This window comes from Comamonas koreensis, from assembly GCF_014076495.1.
GTDB lineage: Bacteria > Pseudomonadota > Gammaproteobacteria > Burkholderiales > Burkholderiaceae_C > Comamonas > Comamonas squillarum.
On the sequence record NZ_CP043575.1, the window covers coordinates 4,626,732 to 4,646,720 of the forward strand.

Below are 19,989 nucleotides of genomic sequence, written 5' to 3' on the forward strand. Positions count from 1 at the left end.
CTGGAGTTCAGGCCAGATCCAGCGTTTGCAACAGCGCTGCGAATGCCGCGCGATCCGCCCCCTGCAAGGTGTGCAACGGCAGCGGCAGGCAGGGTGAGCGGGCCAGGCCCATCAGCTCGGCTGCGGTGGCAACCGAGCGCAGGCTGCCGCCCTTTTGCTGGAACCAGGACCACAGCGGCGCCAGGCGGTGGGACAGCTCCAGCGCCTGCGCCGTATCGCCAGCCAGCGCAGCGCGCGTGATCGCCAAGGTGGTCTGAGGCCAAAGGCCACCGATGACCGAGTACCAGGCATCGCAACCGGCCACCAGGCCCTTGGCACCCAAGGCATCGCCACTGACGCCAATGCTGACATGGGCGGGCACGACAGCGCGCAGGCGCTGCACACGCGCCTTGGCCTCGGCCGCATCGGCCGGCACGCCGGGGATCTTGATCGAGCCGATATGGGGCAGCTGCGCAATGCGGCCATGCAGCGCATCGCTGAACTCAAAGCGCGTGGCGCCGGGGTTGTCGTACACAACAATGGGCACCGACACCGCACGCGAGACGGCCTGGTAGAGACCATAGACCTCGTCGTCAGACAGCTTTTGGTAGGAGACCGGGGCCAGCAGCAGGCCACTGGCACCGGCCTTTTGTGCGTCGTCGGCCAAGGCCAGCACATCGCGCGTGCGCAGTGCGCCAATGCCCACGACCACCGGCACGCCCTGGGCCTGCTCCACCGCCAGCGCCGCCACCTGGGCCCGCTCGGCACGCGAGAGATAGGCATAGCTGCCGGAGGAGCCCAGCGCGCCGATGGAATCGACACCGGCTGCCACCAGGCGCTGCACCAGTTGCGCAAATGCCGGCATATCGATGCCGCTCTCATCCATCGGGGTCAGCGGAAACGCACTCAAACCTTTGAACATTCTTTTTCCCAGTCAAAACAGATGCCGCGCCCGAGCTGGGTTGCGGCCAAGCCCGGATTGTGCGGCGGCCGCTTCTGGTTAAAAATAGCCAGTTTTCAACAAAATCACTGGTCCAGTTGCCCGCCATGCCAGCACCCTCGTCCACCCGTCCCGGCAGCCGCAGCCTGTACCGCGACCTCCGCGCGCGCATCGGTGATGGCAGCTACGCGGCCGGCACCCCCCTGCCCTCGACGCGGGTGCTGGCCGCTGAGCGGGGCCTGTCACGAGGTACCGTGAGCCTGGTCTATGAGCAACTGGCCTCGGACGGCTTTGTCGACACCCGGCGCGGGGCCGCGACGCGCGTGGCGGCGGGCGCTGCTGACCGCATCCGCACTCAGGGCCGGGCTGCCGACGCTACCGGGCTCCATCGCCAGATGCCCGACAGCGATCGCCTGTCCGCCTTTGCCCAGCGCCTGCAGGCCATGCCCCTGCGCCCGTCCGCGCCCGATCCGGCCGGAGTGATCGACTTTGTCTACGGGCCGCTGGCAGGCAGCGATTTCCCGACCCTGCAATGGCTCAAGGCCTTGCGCCGGGCCGAGGGCCAGCGCAGCCAGCGGCTCGAATACGCGACCCCGCTGGGCGCGCCCGAGCTGCGCCAGGCGCTGCAAAAACACCTGCATCAGACCCGGGACATACGCTGCAGCACGGAGCAGATCCTGGTCGTCAACGGCTCGCAGCACGCGCTCGATCTCTGTGCCCGCCTGCTGCTCAACCCCGGCGACCGCGTGGTGGTCGAGAACCCCGGCTACCGCATGGCGCACCAGGTGTTTGCGGCCTATGGCGCGCAGCTGGTCTGCGCCGATGTGGATGACGATGGCCTGCAGACTGCGCAGCTCGCCGCGCTGACCGCACAGGCGCCTGCCAAGCTGGCCTATGCCACGCCTGGCCACCAGTTTCCGCTGGGCGGCTTTTTGCCGATTGCCCGCCGCCATGCCCTGCTCGATTGGGCGCGTGCGCAGCGTTGCTGGCTGATCGAGGACGACTACGACAGCGACTACCGCTACGGCGTGCGGCCCGAGCCCAGCCTCCTGTCGCTGGACAGTGCGGACTGCGTGATCCATGTGGGCACCTTCTCCAAGACCTTATCGCCCCAGCTGCGCCTGGGCTATATGGTGCTGCCCCCGGCGCTGGCCAGCCTGTTTGCCCAGGCCAAGCTGCTGACCGACCGCCATACCGCCACCGGCCCCCAGCGCGCGCTGGCCCAGTTGATCGACGAAGGCAGCTATGCCCGCCATGTGCGGCGCATGCGGCGCAAACAGCATGCGCGCCAGCAGGCCTTGCTGCAGGCGCTGGAGCGGCATCTGGGCACGCAAGTGCGCATCCAGGGCGCGGCCAGCGGCCTGCACCTGGCCGTGTGGTTTCCCGCGCTGCCCGCCAGCTGCGAGGCGCAGCTGGTGCAGGCGGCAGCGCAGCGCGGCGTGCGCGTCTACCCGATCAGCCCGCTGTACCTGCAGCCCAGCAGCGCGCAGGCAACGCACGCCGTAGCCGGTGTGGTGATGGGCTATGCGCTGCTGGATCTGCCCGAGATTGCGCGGGGCGTGCAGCGCCTGGCCGAGGCGCTGCAAAGCCTGCGCTGATCAGGCATCCCACTGCAGGCAGCGCATGCTGATGGTGCCCGACTGAAAGCCCTCGAACACCTGGCGCGCCGGGCCACTGCCATGGGCGGCGCCCAGCGCATACAGCAAGGGCCAGTAGTGGTCCGGCGTGGGTACGGCCATCCGGGCGGATGCATGCAGCTGCTGGTAGGCCACCAGCGCTTCCCGGTTGCCTGCCAACAAGGCCTGCTTGGCCGCTTCGTCAAACTGCTGGGCCCAGTCGCGGGCGGCCATCAGCCCTTCGGGCGCGCCGCGCACCGTTGCGCGCAGGTTGTGCACGATATTGCCGCTGCCGATGAGCAGCACGCCCTGCTCGCGCAAGGCTGCCAGCTCCTTGCCCACGGCATAGTGGTAGGGGGCAGACTGGTTGTAGTCGATCGAGACCTGGAACACCGGCACATCGGCCTGGGGGTAGAGGTGGTGCAAGACGGTCCAGGTGCCGTGGTCCAGCCCCCACTGGTCCGTCAGCTGCGCCTGGCCGCTGCGCACCAGCGCGGACGCCTTGGCCGCGAGCGCTGGGTGGCCAGCGGCCGGGTACTGCATTGCATGCAGCTCGGCCGGAAAGCCTGAGAAATCGTGGATGGTGGCGGGCTTGTCGTTGACCGTCACGCCGGTGCTGCCGCGCGTGAGCCAATGGGCCGACACCACCAGGATGGCGCTGGGCCGGGGCAGGCTGGCACCCCAGCGTTGCAGGTGCTGGGTAAAGGGGTTGGCGCTGATGGCATTCATCGGGCTGCCATGGCCGATGAACAGCACCGGCATTTTGCGCGGCGGCTGCGGGCTGCGGGCCAGGGCTTGGCCCATCGGCAAAAGAGCGGCCATCACCGCAGACAGACTGCCGGACAGGACCAGGGAGCGACGTGACAACATGGGGCGTGGAGCAAAAACAAAGGGCCGCAGTCTGAGGCGGCAGAGGGGCACAAGTTCCGCCGCAGCCCCCAAAGAAAAATGCAGTGCTTGCCCAGGGCATGCACTGCATTGGCTTTGGAGCATCAGGCGGTCAACACATCAGATGCTGGCGTTGTCGATCACAAAACGGTAGGCCACATCGCCGCGCAGCATGCGCTCATAGGCCTCGTTGATCTGCTCGGCCTGGATCAGCTCGATGTCCGCCACAATGCCGTGCTCGGCGCAGAAATCGAGCATCTCCTGCGTCTCGGGGATACCGCCGATCAGCGAACCGGCGAGGCTGCGCCGCTTCATGATCAGGCCAAACACACCGGGCGAGGGATGCGGGGTGGAGGGCGCGCCCACCAGGGTCATCGTGCCATCGCGCTTGAGCAGGTTGAAGAAGGGATCGAGCTCATGCGGGGCCGCAACGGTGTTCAGGATGAAGTCCAGGCTTTGCGCATGCGCGGCCATCTCATCGGCATGGCGTGAGACCACCACCTCGGCAGCGCCCAACGCCTTGGCCGCATCGCGCTTGGATTCGGACGTGGTGAACGCCACCACATGCGCGCCCATCGCATGCGCCAGCTTGATGCCCATATGGCCCAGCCCGCCAATGCCCACCACGCCCACCTTGTGGCCGGGCCCCACGCGCCAGTGGCGCAGAGGCGAATAGGTGGTGATGCCGGCGCACAGCAGCGGCGCCACAGCGGCCAGCTGTTCCGGTGGATGGCTGACCCGCAGCACATAGCGCTGGTGCACCACAATGCTTTGCGAATAGCCGCCCAGGGTATGGCCCGGCGCATCGGCGGTAGGCCCGTTGTAGGTGCCGACCATGTGGTTGCAGTAGTTCTCCAGCCCCATGCCGCAGTCCACACAGTGCTGGCAACTGTCGACGATGCAGCCCACGCCTACCAGATCCCCGGGCTTGAAATCGCTCACATCGGAGCCGACTGCCGCGACCTCGCCGACAATCTCATGCCCGGGCACACAGGGGTAGAGCGTGCCCGCCCATTCGGAGCGCACCTGGTGGATGTCCGAGTGGCAGACGCCGCAATAGGCAATGCGGATCTGCACGTCCTTGGCGCCCGGCGTGCGGCGCTCGATGTTCAGGGCTTGCAGGGGTTGGTCACCCGCGTGGGCGCCATAGGCTTTGACGGTCATGGTGAAGGTCCTATTCCGTTCGTGGAGGTCAGCGCATGGCGCGGGCAAGGCCACGCCAGCTGGCAGATGCACGGGGTGCTGCCGCCATGCAAAGGCATAGGCAGTCATGCCCGCATGAAGGCGCGTTCATCTTACGCCCCTTGTATGGCAGATCTGCTGGGGCCGGGCAACGGCTTGCAAACCGCTGGTTCTGCCGCCAAAAGCTGATCGCCCTTTTCTTAAAATGGTTTTATGAGAATAATTCTCATTTGCGAATATGATCAACACCAAGGTTCAGCGATTGCCGCCGTTCCTTGTTTCATCGTGGGGCGACCTACTGGGTTTTCACTCCAGTGGTCGTTTTTGCTAGCCAGCGGTTCTCCATGTAGCCAGGCATTTTTTTCACGTTGAAGCGCTCTCGCCGTCTTTGCTGCGCGCTCCGCCCAAGTCCTTCCAATGGACCTTGCCAGGTCAGTGCTCCGGAAGCAGGCATATGCCCTCGCGGCATGGCGATCCTCTCCCCGGTCTCGTTTATTGCTCAGCGGATGCGCTGTCAAGCGCCTCCTTGTACAGCGCTTTCCTGTCGCCCGGTGCTGCTGACGCCATCCGGCTATACCCGATGACATAAAAAGTATGCAAGTGCTAACATCCACTCCAATCATCTGGAGTTGGTATGAGAATATTCATTTCATGGATTGCTAAGTCACTGATCGCTGTGGCTGCCGCGCTGGGCTTGCAGGCCGCGCAGGCACAGGGCCTGCTGTTCACGCCAGGCAGCATCAACTTCAGCAACACGGCGGCAGGCAGCGTATCGGCAGCGCAGAGCGTCACGGTGGAGTACCAGGGACCCACGCCATTCGTACTGAATGTCAGCAGCGTCACGCCGCCTGCAAACTCCGCCTTCACGGTCGTGGACAGCAGCTGCGCTGCAGGCCCCTATCCGCAATTCACGCCTTGTACGATCAGCTTTACGTTCACTGCGCCGGCTGCTGCGGGCCCTGTCACAGATGCCTTCCGCTTTGAAGTCGACAATCTTGGCACCCAGTCCATCACCCTGAACGGCTCCTCGGATGGCGCCACGCCCCAGTCCATCACCTTCAACTCCACCCCGCCCAGTCCTGCCCCTGTGGGAGGCAGCTACGATATTGCAGCCACCGGCGGTGAATCGGGCGAGCCGGTTGTTTTCTCCATCGATCCCTCAGCGGCTGCGATTTGTTCGGTCACGGGCAACACGGTAAGCTTTCTCAGCGTGGGCACCTGCGTGGTCAATGCCAACCAGGCAGGCAATGGCGCCTATTTCGCAGCCCCTCAAGAGCAGCAAAGCTTTGCGGTGACCGCAGCCCCGACCGCCAACCCCGGCACGCCCGAACCTGTGCCCGCACTGGGCGCCTGGGCAGCGGTGCTGCTGTCCAGCTTGGTGGCGGTGGCCATGGTGCTGGTGCAAACGCGGCGCAGGGTTCAGCCAGCTTAACGAACCCATAGCACCTCCAACTTCTGCCTGGCCTGCGCCACCTCCAGCGTCACCTCATCTCCCTCAGCCTTGCCCAGCAGCGCCTGGCCCAACGGCGCTTGGCTGCTGATCACCTGGATGGATTCAGCGCCGATGACCAGCTTCATGTTGCCCCCTTCAGGGCCAAGAAAGATCTGCTGCTGTCTCTCGTCCGCATCCAGCAGGCAAACCAGCGCGCCCAGCTGTATGCCCCTGCCGGCGCTATAGGGCTGCGGGCAAAAAAGCCGCCAATGGACCAGCGCCTGGTGGATGGCCTCAGCGCGCCGCGCCTGGCCCGTCGCCAGGTAGGCCGCCTCCAGGCCCAAGGTGTCGTACTTGTTCTCGGCAATATTTTCCTCGTGGGTCGCCGCTTCATGCGCCGCACTCACCGCCTGCTCGACCTGCTGCAGGTCATCGGCCAGCCGCTCCAGCACCAGCTGCTGCAGCAAGGATTTATCCACCATGAAAGAGGCCTCTTGAACAAGTTGGGGGGATGATTATGAACCGGCATGGGTTGGTCATTGCCAGACTCAGGGGCTGTGTGGAGCCGCTGGACAGAGGGTGCAGCTGCTGCTGCCCAGAATGACCTTCTTGTCATGGGTACATTCGGCAATACACCAAACGCCGCGCGCACCACCGACAATAAAAAAGCCACACAGCATCAAAAATGATAGCTGTGCAGCCAATGAATCTGGTAGGGCGTGAGGGACTTGAACCCGCGACCAAAGGATTATGAGTCCTCTGCTCTAACCAACTGAGCTAACGCCCCGGTACCACCACCTGCCAGAAGCCCTGGCGAGTGAAGCTGTGCATTCTAGCGTCTATTTCGGATGGCTCAGTGCGTTGGATACGAGCTTGGAGGTGATTCCAACGATCTGGATCATCTTCTCGTAGGGCATGCGTTTGGGGCCGATGACGCCCAGGGTGCCGACCACCTTGCCGTTGACCTGGTACGGCGTGCTGACGACCGACAGCTCCTCGACGGACAGCAGCTGGCTCTCGCCACCGATGTAGATTTGCACACCTTCTGCGCGGTTGGAGTTCTCCAGCAGGTGCAGGATCTGGGTCTTTTGCTCGAACAGGTCAAAGGCCCGGCGCAGGTTGGTCATGTCGTTGCTGAAATCGCTGACGGCCAGCAGGTTGCGCTCGCCAGCAATCACCAGTTCATGCGGCGCTTCTTGGGCGCCTTCATCCACATTCACGGCCGCCAGCATCAGTGCGGCGATCTCGTCGCGCAGGCTGTCCACTTCCTTGCGCAGCAGCTGGCGCACCTGCTCCATCGCCAAACCGGCGTAATGGGCGTTGAGGTAGTTGGCCGTCTCAATCAGCTGGCTTTGCGAGTAGTCCGACTCAGTGAAGATCACCCGGTTCTGCACATCGCCTTCGGGCGAGACCAGGATCAGCAGGATGCGCTTTTCCGACAGGCGCAAAAACTCGATATGGCGGAACGACGAGCTTTTGCGCGGCGCCTGCACCACGCCCACGTACTGCGACAGCTCCGAGAGCACGCCAGCAGCGCTGGTGATGACCTTTTGCGGCTGCTCGGGTGCAATCTCGGCCGACACCACCTGGTCCGGGTCTACGGTCAGCATGGTGTCGACAAACAGGCGGTAGCCCTTGGCCGTGGGGATGCGGCCGGCGGACGTATAGGGGCTGGCGATCAGGCCCAGGCCTTCGAGGTCGGCCATCACATTGCGGATGGTGGCCGGCGAAAAGTCCAGCCCGGGCGCCTGCGTGAGCGCGCGCGAGCCCACTGGGTGGCCATCCGCTATATAGCGTTCCACCAAGGTTTTGAGCAGCAGCCGGGCGCGGTCATCGAGCATGGGCGCATTTTATCCGTGTCCTTGGCGCCAGCAGCCGCGTTCGGGCCAGAACCAGGGATACCCAGAGGATTCCAGCCAGCAGCCGGACGCCAGAGATGGCTACCACGTACCCGACTTATGGCGCCCATGCAACAATGAAGCCGTAGCTACCCCGCGTGCCTGCCTGCAGGCGCCCGGCCAGCTCCAGGCCCAGTCCCGGCCACCGGCGCAGCCCGCCTTTGCAGGGCAGGCGGCAGCCGCCAACTGGGGCTGCTCAAGAAATTCAAAAAGATTACGCCACTTTGGTGATGTAATTTGCGTATGCAGTCTCGCTTCCAACACATTGCCCTGATCGGCAAACACCATGCGCCGCCCACTGCCGAGGTGCGCCAGCAGTCCTATGCGGCTTTCAGCCAGATCGCCTGCTATATCGAGGCCCAGGGCGGCACTGCATTCCTGGAGAAGGAAACCGCCGCCTTCACCGGCATGGAACACTACCCGACGCTCAGCATGCAGGAGATCGGTGAGCGCTGCGACCTGGTCATTGTGCTGGGCGGTGACGGCACCATGCTGGGCGTGGGACGCGAGCTGGCGCAGTACAACACGCCCCTGGTCGGCATCAACCAGGGGCGACTGGGCTTTGTGACCGATGTCCCGCTGCAGACCTTCATGGGACCGCTCTCGGCGATTCTGGCCGGCGAGTACGAAGAAGAAGTGCGCTCGATGATCCATGCCCGCGTGATGCGCGAAGGCCAATGCGTCTTCGAGGCGCTGGCCTTCAACGATGTGGTGGTCAACCGGGGCGGCACCTCGGGCATGGTCGAGCTGCGGGTCGAGGTCGATGGCCAGCTGGTGGCCAACCAGCGCGCAGACGGTTTGATCATTGCAACGCCGACGGGCTCGACGGCCTATGCGTTGTCGGTCGGCGGGCCCATCGTGCACCCGACGGTGCCCTGCTGGGTGATGGCGCCGATTGCGCCGCATATGCTGTCCAACCGGCCCAGTGTGATTCCTGACTCGCAGGAAATTTCGATCGAGGTGATTGGCGGGCGCGATGTGGCCGCCAATTTCGACATGCAGTCGCTCGCCTCCATCCTGCGTGGTGACAAGATTTTGGTGCGCAGCGCGCCGCACAAGGCGCGCTTTCTGCACCCCCGGGGCTGGAACTACTACGCCACTCTGCGCAAAAAGCTGGGCTGGAACGAAGGGGGCATTACGCCATGAGCCTCAGACGCATTGGCTTGCGTGATTTCGTCATCGTCGAGCAGCTGGAGGTGGATTTCCAGCCCGGCTTCACGGCACTGACCGGCGAGACGGGTGCCGGCAAATCGATCCTGATCGATGCTTTGCAGCTGGTGCTGGGACACCGTGCCGACACCGGTTTTGTGCGCCAGGGCGCCAGCCGCGCCGAGCTGATGGCCGAGTTCGATACGCCCGCCACGCTCGAAGGCTTTCTGGCCGACAACGACATGCCCGGCGAAGAAACGCTGCTGCTGCGCCGCGTGATCGACGCGCAGGGCAAGAGCAAGTTCTGGATCAATGGCGTGCCCGCCACCGCCACGCAGCTGCGCAGCATTGCGGGCGACTTGGTCGATATCCATGGCCAGCATGCCTGGCAGGGGCTGACCCAGCCCGAGTCGGTGCGCCAGCTGCTGGACGCCTACGCCGGTACCGACAGCACTCCCACGCAGCGCGCCTATGCGCTCTGGCGCAGTGCCGACAAGGCCTTGCAGCAAGCGCGCAGCATGGAAGAAACCCACCAGCGCGAGCGCGAACGCCTGCTCTGGCAGATCGCCGAAATCGACAAGCTCGCGCCCGGACCGCAGGAATGGGAAGAGCTCAACACCCAGCATGGGCGCCTGTCCAATGCCCAGGCCTTGATGGATGCGGCCAACAACGCGATTGCCAGCCTGGAAGGCGAAGACGGCGGCGCGCTCACCCATGTCAACCGCAGCCTGCATGCGCTGCAGGCCCAGGCCCATGTGGAGCCCGGTTTCTCCGCGATGGCCGAGTCGCTGGAATCGTGCCTGGCCCAGCTCGAGGATGTGGTGCGCTCGCTCAACGGCTACCTGCGCCATGCCGAGCTGGACCCGGACAAGCTCGAGCAGCTGGACCAGCGCCTGGGCAGCTGGATATCGCTGGCACGTCGCTACAAGCGTGCGCCCGAAGACCTACCCGCACTGCTGCAGGGCTGGCATGCCGAGCTGCTGGCGCTCGAAGCCTCCTCCGATATGGTGCAGCTGGCCAAGAACGCCCAGCAGGCGCAGGAGGCCTACCAAAAGGTCGCCACGACGCTCAGCCAGGCGCGCCAGCAGGCGGCCAAACGCTTGTCCAAAGCGATCACCGCAGCGATGCAGGACCTGGGCATGGCCGGCGGCCGTTTTGTCGCGCAGGTCAGCCCCGCACGTGAGCCGCGCAGCGATGGTATCGACGATGTGGAACTGCTGGTCGCTGGCCACCCGGGCACCGACCCCAAGCCAATCGCCAAGGTGGCCTCGGGCGGCGAGCTCTCGCGCATCTCGCTGGCCATTGCAATATCGACCAGCCAGCTCGGCCAGGCGCCCACCCTGATCTTTGACGAGATCGACTCGGGCATTGGTGGCGCGGTGGCCGATGCGGTGGGCCGCGTGATGCGGGCACTGGGGCGGGACCGCCAGGTGCTGGCCGTCACCCACCTGGCCCAGGTGGCCGCACGTGGCGACCACCACCTGCTGGTGGCCAAGCAGCGCAGCAAAAGCGGCACCACGAGCCATATCTGTACCGTGGCCGATGACGAGCGGGTCAATGAAATTGCCCGCATGCTGGGCGGCGAAAACCTCTCGGCCACGAGCCGCGCCCACGCCCAAGAGATGATTGCCGGAGGAATGAATGACCGATAAGACATCCGCCCCGCAGCCACTGGAAGTGGTGGTCATCACCGGCATGGCCGGCTCGGGCAAATCCGTGGCGCTGCATGCGCTCGAAGACGTGGGCTACTACTGTGTGGATAACTTTCCGCCTGAACTGCTGCAGGCACTCGTATCACTGGAGCACTGGCAGCACGGCAGCCGCGTGGCCATTGCGATGGATGCACGCAGCGCCAAGGGCCTGTACCTGGTGCCCGAGCAGCTCGAGCGGCTGCGCGACGCCGGGGCCCAGGTGCGACTTATCTACATGGATGCGCAGCGCGACACGCTGATGCGCCGTTTTTCGGAAACCCGCAGGCGCCACCCGCTGACCAACGAAAAACTGCAGCAAGGCCCCCGCGCGCTGGCGCAGATGATTGATGAAGAACGCGCGCTGCTGGCCGACCTGCGCGAGCAGGCCCATGTGATCGACACCAGCAACCTGCGCGGCTCCCAGCTGCAGGCCTCTATCAAGGAGTGGATCCAGGCGCCGCAATCGAGCCTGACCCTGCTGTTCCAGTCCTTTGGCTTCAAGCACGGCATCCCCATCGACAGCGACTACATGTTCGATGTGCGCATGCTGCCCAACCCCTACTACGAGCCCGAGTTGCGCCCGCACACCGGGCTGGAAGCACCGATCGCCCACTTCCTGGCGCAGCAGCCCAAAGTGCTGCAGATGCAAAACGACATCATCCGTTTTCTGGACAACTGGTTGCCCGAGCTGGTGAAGAATCACCGCAGCTATGCCACGGTGTCGGTGGGCTGCACCGGCGGCCAGCACCGCTCGGTCTACCTGGTCAATGCACTGGCCCAGCACTTTCAAGGCCGCTGGACCACCTTGCAGCGCCACCGCGAGCTGAGCGCCAAAAAAAGCTGATGCCCGCGCTGATTACTCGGCGCGCAAGGCGACGCTGAGCTGGTCGACCACGTTCGCCCAATCGGCATCGGCGGTAATGCTTTCACGCAAGAAGCGCGCTTGCGCGGGCGACCAGAATGCGGCATCTGCCAGCAGCACCTTGTGGGGCAGCGGGCGGTGGGATTCTATGAACTGGCGGATCGACGCATCATCATCGGGCAGGCCCAGTTGCTGGAAGAGCGACGAGAAGGAGTGAACCGTGGGCTCCATGGCGTACTTTCAAAGCAAGAAGATGGCTGCAGTCTAAGCGCCGTGCAGCGGCGCCCTTTGCAGGACAAGCCCGGTAAAGGACGCCAGTGCCGGTAGCCGAGCCCGCCTCAAAACCCGCGCTGCAGCAGGCTGCGAATCGGCGCGGGCAGCCCCAGATCGGGCCACTGCGCAGGCAGGCACCACTGGCCCGAAGGCGTGGGCACACCATCGCCCGAAACGGACACCCGCACCGGGTGCAGGTGCAGATCCTTGTGGGTGAGCACATGCAGGAATGGCTGGGCATGCACCGCCTCCGAGGTATCACCGTGCTGTGCCGACTGCGCAAGCAGCGCCTCTTCACTGTCGTAGACCGGCAGGCAGAACAGGCCGGCCCAGATGCCGGGCGCGGGGCGCTTTTCCAGCCAGATGGCACCGTCGGGCCGCTGCCAGCACAGCAGCCACCAGCTGGCGGCGCTGCGCTTGAGTTTCTTGGTCTTGACCGGATAGCGCTCGGGCTGGCCCTGGCGGTGGGCCACGCAATCGCCGTGCACCGGGCACAGCAGGCAGCTGGGCTTTTTGGCGGTGCAGATGGTGGCGCCCATGTCCATCATGCCCTGGGTGTAGCGCGGCATATTGCGCGCCAGGTCGGTGGTGGGCAGCAGCTCTTCGGCCAGCGCCCAGAGCTTTTTCTCGGCGGCGCTGCTGGCCAGGTCGTCCTCAAAGCCCAGCACGCGGGTGAGCACCCGTTTGACGTTGGCATCAAGTATGGCGGCGCGCTGCGCAAAGCAGAACGAGGCGATCGCGCCGGCGGTCGAACGGCCAATGCCGGGCAAGGACGAGAGTTCTTCGACCGTGTGCGGGAACGCGCCGCCAAAGCGTTCCATCACCTCCTGGGCACAGCGGTGCAGGTTGCGCGCGCGGCTGTAGTAGCCCAGGCCACTCCACAAGGCCATCACCTCTTCATCGCTGGCCGCAGCCAGATCGGCCACGGTGGGGCAGCGCTGCAAAAAGCGCTCGTAGTAGCCCAGCACGGTGCTGACCTGGGTTTGCTGCAGCATGATCTCGGACAGCCAGACGCGGTAGGCATCCTGGGTGTTCTGCCACGGCAGATGGTGTCTTCCGTGGACTGTCTGCCAGGCCACGATCTGTTCGGAAAATCGACTCACAATCGCTGTTCTCGGGGGGAGTAGTTATCGGTGGGCCTGGCCGCTCTGGGGCGGCCCGCCAGGCCCGCGTTTATTTCTGGCAGCGCTTGCAGTAATAGGTGCTGCGCTGCCCTTGCTTGATGAGCTGCACCGGCTGGCCGCATTGCGGGCAGGGCTCTCCGGCCCGGCCATAGACGCTGGCCTGCGCCTGGAAGGCACCGGCATAGCCATTGACCTGGACAAAATCGCGCAAGGTGCTGCCACCCAGCGCAATGGAGCGGGTCAGCACCTCCACAATCGCCGCATGCAGGCGTTTCGCCTGGGGCCGCGTGGTCTGGTTGGCCGGTTTGGTCGGCGAGATGCCGGCCAGGAACAGCACCTCGCTGGCGTAGATATTGCCCACGCCCACGACCACCTGGCCGCCCAGCAGCAGCTGCTTGATCGGCGTGCGCGACTTTTGCAGCCCGGCCCAGAGGTGCTCCACGTTGAAGCCGGCGCCCAAGGGCTCCACGCCCAGATTGGACAACAGCTTGGCGGCCATGCCGGAGTCGGCATCGGGCGACCAGACCACCGCCCCAAAACGGCGCGGGTCATGCAGGCGCAGCAGGTGCTGGTCGGTGAGCAAGTCAAAATGGTCATGCGGGCCCGCTGGCGCATCCATGGGGCTGACCTGCAGGCTGCCGGACATGCCAAGGTGGATCAGCACCACGCCCTGGTCCAGCACCAGCACAATGTATTTGCCCCGGCGCTGCACCTCGGTGATGGTGCGCCCGGCCAAGGCGGCGGTATCGATGCCCAGCGGCCAGCGCAAAGGTTTTCCCATGCGCACGGAGGCAATGCGCGCGCCTTGCAGCGGCGCAACCAATCCCCGCCGCGTGACTTCCACTTCTGGTAACTCTGGCACTTTCTTCCTTCTGCAAGGCCCTTGGGCATCGTTTATTATGGGCCGATGACGCAAAAACTTCGTTTACTGGCTTATTTTCTGGCCGCTGGCCTGATGACACCCGCCTTTGCAGCGCCTGCCAAAGCACCGCAGCAAGGTGCAGCCCATCGTCAGCTGTCTCTGGCGGCGGCCGAGCGGGCCGATGATGCCAGAGTGGAGCTGGATGCGGAGCTTTTTTACGAGCTGCTTCTGGGCGAAATGTATGCCTACCGCGGCGATGCGGCCACCAGCGTGGAGTTGCTGCTCGACGCCGCGCGCCGCTCGGGCGATGAGAAGGTCTACCAGCGCAGCGCGCAGCTGGCGCTGCTGTCGCGCTCGGCCACCCGTGCCACCCAAGTGGCCCAGGCCTGGAAAAGCGCCTTTCCGCAATCGCGCGCGGCCAGCCGCTACATGCTGCAGGTGATGCTCTCGACCAACCAGGGCGAGGAAACCGGCCCGCTGCTCAAGCAAGAGATCGCGCTGGCCAAGCCCGATGAAAAACTCGACTGGATCCGCGCCATCCCCAGCATCTACCGGCGCCTGAGCGACCAGGAGCTGGCCGCCCGCATTGTGCGCGAAGCGCTGACCCCCGAGCTGGAAAACCCCGCCACCGGCCCCGAATCCTGGGCTGCCATTGGCCGTATGGAGCTGGCCGCCGACCAGAAGAGCCAGGCGCTCGCGTCCGCCCGCCGGTCGCTGCAACTCAATCCCGACAATGAAAGCGCAGCCAAGCTGGCCGCAGACCTGGTCAACGCCGGCGTGCCCGGGGCTGAGGCGCTGGTGGTGGATTTTTTGGACAAGTCCAAGAGCGGCGAGGCCCACCTGGCCTATGCACGCAGCCTGATGAACGCCGAGCGCTTTACCGAGGCCAAGGCCCAGCTGGACAATGCCACGCGCCTGAGCCCCGAATCTGCCGACGCCTGGATGCTGAAGGCCGCGCTGGAGGCCCAGCTCAAGCAGTACACCGAGGCCGATGTCTCGCTGCTCAAGCTCGACACCTTGATCGACAAATTCCCCTCGGCCGTGCTGCAGCGCGAAGTGCGCATCCAAAGCCTGATGCTGCGCGAGCAGATGGCCGAGGCCCAGCAGAAATGGGCCGAGGCCGACCGCTGGGCCGATGAGATCGCCAAGGCCGGCAATATCGCGCTGGCCACCTTGCGCAAGGCCTCCATCCAGATGCAGCAAGGCAACTACGACGCCGCAGCGGCCCTGCTGGAGCAACTGCCCGAGGGCAATGCCGGCGAGGCGCGCGCCAAGCTGGCCGCGCAGGTGCAGCTGCAAAAGACGGCCAAGAACTATGCGAAAGCGCTGGAGCTGCAAGGGCGCCTGGTTGCGCTGCAGCCGCAAGACCCCGATGCACTGTATGAGCAGGCCATGCTGGCTGAACGCATGAACAACATGGAACTGGCCGAGACCCAGCTGCGCCGGCTGATCGAGCTGCGGCCCGATTTTCACCATGCCTACAACGCGCTGGGCTACTCGCTGGCCGACCGCGGCCTCAAGCTCGATGAGGCCAAAAGCCTGATCGAGAAAGCGCTGAGCATGTCGCCCGGTGATCCCTTCATCACCGACAGCCTCGGCTGGGTGGAGTTCAAGCTGGGCAACCTCGAGCGCGCCGCCGAGCTGCTGGAGCAGGCCTACACCAAGCAACCCGATGCCGAGATTGGCGCCCACCTGGCCGAAGTCTGGTGGAAACAGGGCAAGACCCGGCCCGCCGAAGAGCTGCTGCGCACGGTTCTGAAGACCGCACCCAATAACGACATGGTCAAGAAGACCTTTGAGCGCCTGGGAATCAAGCCATGATAGGTGTGCAGCGCAGGCAGCTCTGCCTGGCCACCATCGGCGCCGGCCTGCTGCCCCTCCTCTCGGCCTGCAGCACGGCTGCGCGCCAGCTCGAAGCGGCCCCGGGCAAGACCTACTGGTCAGGCCGCATGTCGGTGCAGGTGCTGGACAGCCCTCCGCAAACCACCAGCGGCAGCTTTGAGCTGTCGGGCAGCCCCGACTCGGGCGAGCTGGTGCTGCTCAACCCGCTGGGCAATATCGTTGCGCGCGTGCAATGGTCACCCGGCCAGGCGAGCGCACAGCAAGGCACGCAAACCCGCCAGGCCAGCTCGCTCGATGAGTTGACGCAGACCTTGCTGGGCACCAGCTTGCCGATTGCCGCGCTGTTTGACTGGCTGCAGGGCCAGCCCACGGTGGCCGCGGGCTGGCAGGCCGATCTGGAAGCGCGCAGCGAAGGCAAGATTCTGGCCCGCCGCCTCGACCCGCTACCCGAAGCCAACCTGCGCATCGTGCTCGACGCGCCATGATTTTTTTGTGAGACGATCCATGCGTACGCTGTACGACGTTCCTGCGCCTGCCAAGCTCAACCTGTTCCTGCACATCACCGGCAGACGCGCGGATGGCTACCACCTGCTGCAGTCGGTCTTCATGCTGATCGACTGGGCCGACACGCTGCACCTGGAGCTGCGCAGCGGCGGCCAGATCAGCCGCGAAGACCTGAACACCCCCCTGCCCGCCGATGACCTGATCACCCGCGCCGCGCGGGCCTTGCAGCAGGCCACCGGCTGCAGCCAGGGCGTACACATTGGCGTGCATAAAAACCTGCCGGCCCAGGCGGGCATGGGTGGCGGATCATCGGATGCTGCCAGCACCTTGCTGGCCCTGAACCAGCTCTGGGATTTGAAGCTCTCGCGCAGCGAACTGCAGCGCATCGGCTTGACGCTGGGCGCCGATGTTCCGTTTTTTATTTTTGGAAAATCGGCTTGGGTCGAAGGAATCGGTGACATAATACGTCCACTCGAAAACGAGCAGCAACTAGCAGACACCGCGCTGGTAGTTGTGAAGCCGCAAGAGGGTCTGGATACGAAACTTATTTTTTCAAGTCCGAACCTAAAACGCGATTCAGAAGCTGCTACAATGACGAGCTTCGCTGCAGAGAACTTTGACTTCGGTCGAAACGACTTGCAGCCGGTCGCAGAAAGCCTGTGCCCTTCGATAAAAAAAGTTTCTGACTTTTTGAAATCACAAGGATTACATGCTAGAATGACGGGCTCAGGTAGCGCAGTTTTCGCAGTGAAGAAAATGCAAGCTAATAGCTGCCAGAGCAGTTTTTCACAAGACTGGACAGTGAAAGATTGCACAAGTCTGATGGAACATCCTCTCAGAGGCTGGACCCAAGACTGAAAGTTTCAAAGGATTGGTGATGCTTAGCACCAATTCTTGTAGGGGAGTCGCCAAGCTGGTTAAGGCACCGGATTTTGATTCCGGCATGCGAAGGTTCGAATCCTTCTTCCCCTGCCATATTTCTTACCGCGTACAAGCAACGCACACAGCTAACCCATACCCACTGGGACGCTATGCAAGACCATCATCCAGACTTCATGGTTTTCACTGGCAACGCCAACCGCGAACTTGCCTCTGAAATTGCACAACACCTCCATACCTCACTGGGTAACGCCGACGTAGGCCGCTTCTCTGACGGTGAAGTCACCGTTGAGATCAAGCAAAACGTGCGTACCCGTGATGTGTTCGTGGTGCAACCCACCTGTGCGCCCACCAACGACCATCTGATGGAACTGCTGGTGATGGTCGACGCCTTGAAGCGTGCATCGGCTGAGCACATCTGCGCGGTGATCCCCTATTTCGGCTACGCCCGCCAGGACCGCCGTGTTCGCTCGACCCGCGTGCCCATCACGGCCAAGGTCGTGGCCAACATGCTGCAAGCCGCTGGAGTGAGCCGCGTGCTGACGATGGACCTGCACGCCGACCAGATCCAGGGCTTCTTCGATATTCCGGTGGACAACATCTATGCATCGCCTGTGCTGCTGGGTGATCTGCGCCAGAAGAACTACGAAGACCTGATCGTTGTGTCCCCGGACGTTGGTGGTGTGGTGCGTGCACGCGCGCTGGCCAAGCAACTCCATTGCGATCTGGCCATCATCGACAAGCGCCGCCCCAAGGCCAATGTCTCCGAAGTCATGCATGTGATCGGTGACATCGACGGCCGCAACTGCGTGATCATGGACGACATGATCGATACCGCAGGCACCTTGGTGAAGGCGGCGGAAGTGCTCAAGGAACGTGGCGCCAAGAAGGTCTACGCTTACTGCACGCACCCCATTTTCTCGGGCCCGGCCATCGAACGTATCGGCAACGGTGCGGCTCTGGACGAAGTCGTGGTGACCAACACCATCCCGCTGTCGGCCGAAGCGCGCAACTGCAGCAAGATTCGCCAGTTGTCGGTGGCACCGCTGATCGGTGAGACCATCCACCGCATCGCCACCGGCGAATCGGTGATGAGCCTGTTCCAGGAAGCCGACTGATCAAAGGGCCCGCAAGGCCCTTTTTCTGCTTTCTGCTAAAATAGATAGTTTTCGCTGGCCGCTGCAATTTGTAGCGGCCTTTTTAACCGGGTGAACTGGTCGCGGTTCATCCCACATTGGAGTAATAAAATGAACGTTGTCGCTTTTGCGCGCGCTAAGCAAGGTACGGGTGCGAGCCGCCGCCTGCGTAATTCTGGCCGTACGCCTGGCATCATCTACGGTGCCGCTGCTGAGCCTCAGTTGATCGAAGTGGACCACAACAGCCTGTGGTACGCCCTCAAGAAGGAAGCTTTCCACGCATCCGTGCTGGAACTGGACCTGGACGGCGCCAAGAGCCAAGTGCTGCTGCGCGACGTGCAATACCACCCCTACAAGCAGCTGGTGCTGCACATCGACTTCCAACGCGTCGATGCCAACACCGCGCTGACCATGAAGGTGCCCGTCCACTTCAGCGGTGCTGAAGAGTCCCCAGCAGTGAAGATCGACAAGTGCCTGGTGACCCCAGTTGTGACCGAAATCCAAGTGATCTGCATGCCCAAGGACCTGCCCGAATTCATCGCGGTGGACCTGAGCAAGCTGGAAAAGGGTTCGACCGTCCACCTGAAGGACATCGCTCTGCCCAAGGGCGTGAAGCTGGCTGCACAAACCAACCCTGCGCTGGTGTCCGTGGCTGCTCCTGCTGCTGCTGAACCTGCAGAAGGCGAAGCGCCTGCTGCTTAATCGCACAGCAAGCTGCTGACGCCTCTGGCGTCTGCAAGCCAGAGGCTGCATTGCTGGTCAATGCAGCCTTTTTTCATTCTTCCCCTACTTCACTCCATCCGCCCATGATCAAGCTGTTTGTTGGCCTCGGCAACCCCGGCCCTGAATACGAAGGCACGCGCCACAACGCCGGCTTCTGGTGGATTGATGCGCTGGCCCGGGATTTGCGCCTGCAGCTGGTGCCTGACCGCAATTACTATGGCCTGGTCGCACGTACTTCGGTGCAGGGTGAGTCGGTCTGGCTGCTCGAGCCGCAGACCTTCATGAACCTGTCGGGCAAGTCGGTCGGCGCGCTCGCACGCTTTTTCAAGATCCAGCCCGAAGAGATTCTGGTGGTGCACGATGAGCTCGATCTGCCGCCCGGCCAGGTCAAGCTCAAGCGCGGCGGTGGCCACGGCGGCCACAATGGCCTGCGCGATATCCATGCCCAGCTGGGCTCGTCCGATTACTGGCGCCTGCGCATCGGCATTGGCCACCCCGGTGACAAGCAGGAGGTGCCCAACTGGGTGCTGCGCAAGCCAGCGCCCGACCAGCGCAAGCTGATCGAGGACAGCATCATCCATGCGCTGCAGGCCTCGCCTGAGCTGCTGGCCGGCGACATGGAAAAGGCCACGCTCAAGATCCACACCACCAAGCCCCAGCGCCCCAAGCCGCCACGCCCAGAGGCCCTCTGAGCGCACCGGGCTACACGCCCATCCCCCCGATCACCCCGCAGTCACAGGCCCTTGTCGGCCTGCAGGCGCACATAGCGCTGCATCAAGGTGGGCTTGTCTTCCTGAAAATCGGGGTGCACCGGAATGCAGGCGACCGGGCAGATCTGCACGCACTGGGGCTCATCGAAATGGCCCACGCATTCGGTGCAGCGGTGCGGATCGATCTCGTAGTAGTCCTCCCCCATCGAGATGGCATCGTTGGGGCACTCGGGCTCACACACATCGCAGTTGATGCACTCATCGGTAATCATCAAGGCCATGGATGCGTCTCCAAGATT

At 63.9% G+C, this 19,989-nt stretch carries 20 protein-coding genes and 2 tRNA genes; 12 read left to right on the forward strand and 10 right to left on the reverse strand.

The genetic code is table 11. The annotated features are described in order from the left end of the window. Positions 1-7 precede the first annotated feature (7 nt). Positions 8-901 (reverse strand): dihydrodipicolinate synthase family protein, encoded by an 894-nt coding sequence (locus F0Q04_RS21175; protein WP_182343411.1) that lies wholly within the window; start codon positions 899-901, stop codon positions 8-10. 125 nt (positions 902-1,026) lie between these two features. On the opposite strand from F0Q04_RS21175, the gene F0Q04_RS21180 reads away from it, so the two are divergent. After that, positions 1,027-2,517, forward strand: a complete 1,491-nt coding sequence (locus F0Q04_RS21180; RefSeq protein ID WP_182343413.1) for a PLP-dependent aminotransferase family protein — start codon at positions 1,027-1,029, stop codon at positions 2,515-2,517. Here F0Q04_RS21180 and ygiD read toward each other — a convergent pair whose 3' ends face one another. Next, positions 2,518-3,405 carry a 4,5-DOPA dioxygenase extradiol gene (gene ygiD / locus F0Q04_RS21185; RefSeq protein ID WP_182343415.1) on the reverse strand — a complete coding sequence of 296 codons (888 nt, stop codon included), beginning with the start codon at positions 3,403-3,405 and terminating at the stop codon, positions 2,518-2,520. Between the two features lie 138 nt (positions 3,406-3,543). Next, positions 3,544-4,587: an NAD(P)-dependent alcohol dehydrogenase gene (locus F0Q04_RS21190; protein WP_182343417.1), complete on the reverse strand. Its 1,044-nt coding sequence runs from the start codon at positions 4,585-4,587 to the stop codon at positions 3,544-3,546. A gap of 652 nt (positions 4,588-5,239) precedes the next feature. Here F0Q04_RS21190 and F0Q04_RS21195 point away from each other — a divergent pair. Further along, a complete protein-coding gene (locus F0Q04_RS21195; RefSeq protein WP_182343419.1) occupies positions 5,240-6,037 on the forward strand; it encodes a hypothetical protein in 798 nt (265 codons plus the stop codon). Here F0Q04_RS21195 and F0Q04_RS21200 read toward each other — a convergent pair. The 3 genes from F0Q04_RS21200 to hrcA all read right to left on the reverse strand — a co-directional run bounded on the left by F0Q04_RS21200 (position 6,034) and on the right by hrcA (position 7,878). After that, positions 6,034-6,516 carry a GreA/GreB family elongation factor gene (locus F0Q04_RS21200; RefSeq protein ID WP_182345836.1) on the reverse strand — a complete coding sequence of 161 codons (483 nt, stop codon included), beginning with the start codon at positions 6,514-6,516 and terminating at the stop codon, positions 6,034-6,036. The genes F0Q04_RS21195 and F0Q04_RS21200 overlap by 4 nt on opposite strands. A gap of 231 nt (positions 6,517-6,747) precedes the next feature. Then, positions 6,748-6,824 (reverse strand) — tRNA-Ile (locus F0Q04_RS21205). A 52-nt stretch (positions 6,825-6,876) separates the two neighbouring features. Further along, on the reverse strand, positions 6,877-7,878 hold the full coding sequence (gene hrcA / locus F0Q04_RS21210) for a heat-inducible transcriptional repressor HrcA (protein ID WP_116927030.1): 1,002 nt from the start codon (positions 7,876-7,878) through the stop codon (positions 6,877-6,879). A 300-nt stretch (positions 7,879-8,178) separates the two neighbouring features. On the opposite strand from hrcA, the gene F0Q04_RS21215 reads away from it, so the two are divergent. Genes F0Q04_RS21215 through rapZ form a run of 3 tightly spaced genes read left to right on the forward strand, consistent with a single transcriptional unit; the run spans position 8,179 to position 11,619 of the window. Continuing rightward, positions 8,179-9,081 carry an NAD kinase gene (locus F0Q04_RS21215; RefSeq protein WP_116927031.1) on the forward strand — a complete coding sequence of 301 codons (903 nt, stop codon included), beginning with the start codon at positions 8,179-8,181 and terminating at the stop codon, positions 9,079-9,081. After that, the gene (recN, locus tag F0Q04_RS21220) at positions 9,078-10,736 is read left to right on the forward strand and encodes a DNA repair protein RecN (protein WP_116927032.1); all 1,659 of its coding nucleotides are present in this window, start codon (positions 9,078-9,080) and stop codon (positions 10,734-10,736) included. The genes F0Q04_RS21215 and recN overlap by 4 nt, the downstream gene beginning before the upstream one ends. After that, positions 10,726-11,619, forward strand: a complete 894-nt coding sequence (gene rapZ / locus F0Q04_RS21225) for an RNase adapter RapZ (RefSeq protein WP_182343421.1) — start codon at positions 10,726-10,728, stop codon at positions 11,617-11,619. Before recN ends, rapZ begins: the two co-directional genes overlap by 11 nt. A 12-nt stretch (positions 11,620-11,631) precedes the next feature. Here rapZ and F0Q04_RS21230 read toward each other — a convergent pair whose 3' ends face one another. The 3 genes from F0Q04_RS21230 to mutM form a co-directional block, all read right to left on the reverse strand. Beyond that, the gene (locus F0Q04_RS21230; RefSeq protein ID WP_182343423.1) at positions 11,632-11,868 is read right to left on the reverse strand and encodes a DUF2789 domain-containing protein; all 237 of its coding nucleotides are present in this window, start codon (positions 11,866-11,868) and stop codon (positions 11,632-11,634) included. A gap of 107 nt (positions 11,869-11,975) precedes the next feature. Continuing rightward, entirely contained in the window at positions 11,976-13,016 is a 1,041-nt protein-coding gene (mutY, locus tag F0Q04_RS21235) for an A/G-specific adenine glycosylase (protein WP_182345838.1), read from the reverse strand. Between the two features lie 67 nt (positions 13,017-13,083). Next, positions 13,084-13,896 (reverse strand): bifunctional DNA-formamidopyrimidine glycosylase/DNA-(apurinic or apyrimidinic site) lyase, encoded by an 813-nt coding sequence (mutM, locus tag F0Q04_RS21240; RefSeq protein ID WP_182343425.1) that lies wholly within the window; start codon positions 13,894-13,896, stop codon positions 13,084-13,086. A gap of 45 nt (positions 13,897-13,941) precedes the next feature. On the opposite strand from mutM, the gene F0Q04_RS21245 reads away from it, so the two are divergent. The 7 genes from F0Q04_RS21245 to pth all read left to right on the forward strand — a co-directional run bounded on the left by F0Q04_RS21245 (position 13,942) and on the right by pth (position 19,672). Further along, positions 13,942-15,717 (forward strand): tetratricopeptide repeat protein, encoded by a 1,776-nt coding sequence (locus F0Q04_RS21245; protein WP_182343427.1) that lies wholly within the window; start codon positions 13,942-13,944, stop codon positions 15,715-15,717. Then, the gene (locus F0Q04_RS21250; RefSeq protein ID WP_116927038.1) at positions 15,714-16,223 is read left to right on the forward strand and encodes an outer membrane lipoprotein LolB; all 510 of its coding nucleotides are present in this window, start codon (positions 15,714-15,716) and stop codon (positions 16,221-16,223) included. Before F0Q04_RS21245 ends, F0Q04_RS21250 begins: the two co-directional genes overlap by 4 nt. Before the next feature lie 19 nt (positions 16,224-16,242). Beyond that, the gene (ispE, locus tag F0Q04_RS21255; protein ID WP_116927039.1) at positions 16,243-17,100 is read left to right on the forward strand and encodes a 4-(cytidine 5'-diphospho)-2-C-methyl-D-erythritol kinase; all 858 of its coding nucleotides are present in this window, start codon (positions 16,243-16,245) and stop codon (positions 17,098-17,100) included. A gap of 40 nt (positions 17,101-17,140) precedes the next feature. Further along, a tRNA-Gln gene (locus F0Q04_RS21260) sits at positions 17,141-17,217 on the forward strand. Between the two features lie 56 nt (positions 17,218-17,273). Further along, positions 17,274-18,239 carry a ribose-phosphate pyrophosphokinase gene (locus F0Q04_RS21265; RefSeq protein WP_021025016.1) on the forward strand — a complete coding sequence of 322 codons (966 nt, stop codon included), beginning with the start codon at positions 17,274-17,276 and terminating at the stop codon, positions 18,237-18,239. A gap of 129 nt (positions 18,240-18,368) precedes the next feature. Then, the gene (locus F0Q04_RS21270) at positions 18,369-18,959 is read left to right on the forward strand and encodes a 50S ribosomal protein L25/general stress protein Ctc (RefSeq protein WP_116927040.1); all 591 of its coding nucleotides are present in this window, start codon (positions 18,369-18,371) and stop codon (positions 18,957-18,959) included. Positions 18,960-19,063: 104 nt separating this feature from the next. After that, positions 19,064-19,672 (forward strand): aminoacyl-tRNA hydrolase, encoded by a 609-nt coding sequence (gene pth, locus F0Q04_RS21275; RefSeq protein WP_116927041.1) that lies wholly within the window; start codon positions 19,064-19,066, stop codon positions 19,670-19,672. 41 nt (positions 19,673-19,713) lie between these two features. Here pth and F0Q04_RS21280 read toward each other — a convergent pair whose 3' ends face one another. Further along, positions 19,714-19,971: a YfhL family 4Fe-4S dicluster ferredoxin gene (locus F0Q04_RS21280; RefSeq protein WP_021025013.1), complete on the reverse strand. Its 258-nt coding sequence runs from the start codon at positions 19,969-19,971 to the stop codon at positions 19,714-19,716. Positions 19,972-19,989 lie beyond the last annotated feature (18 nt).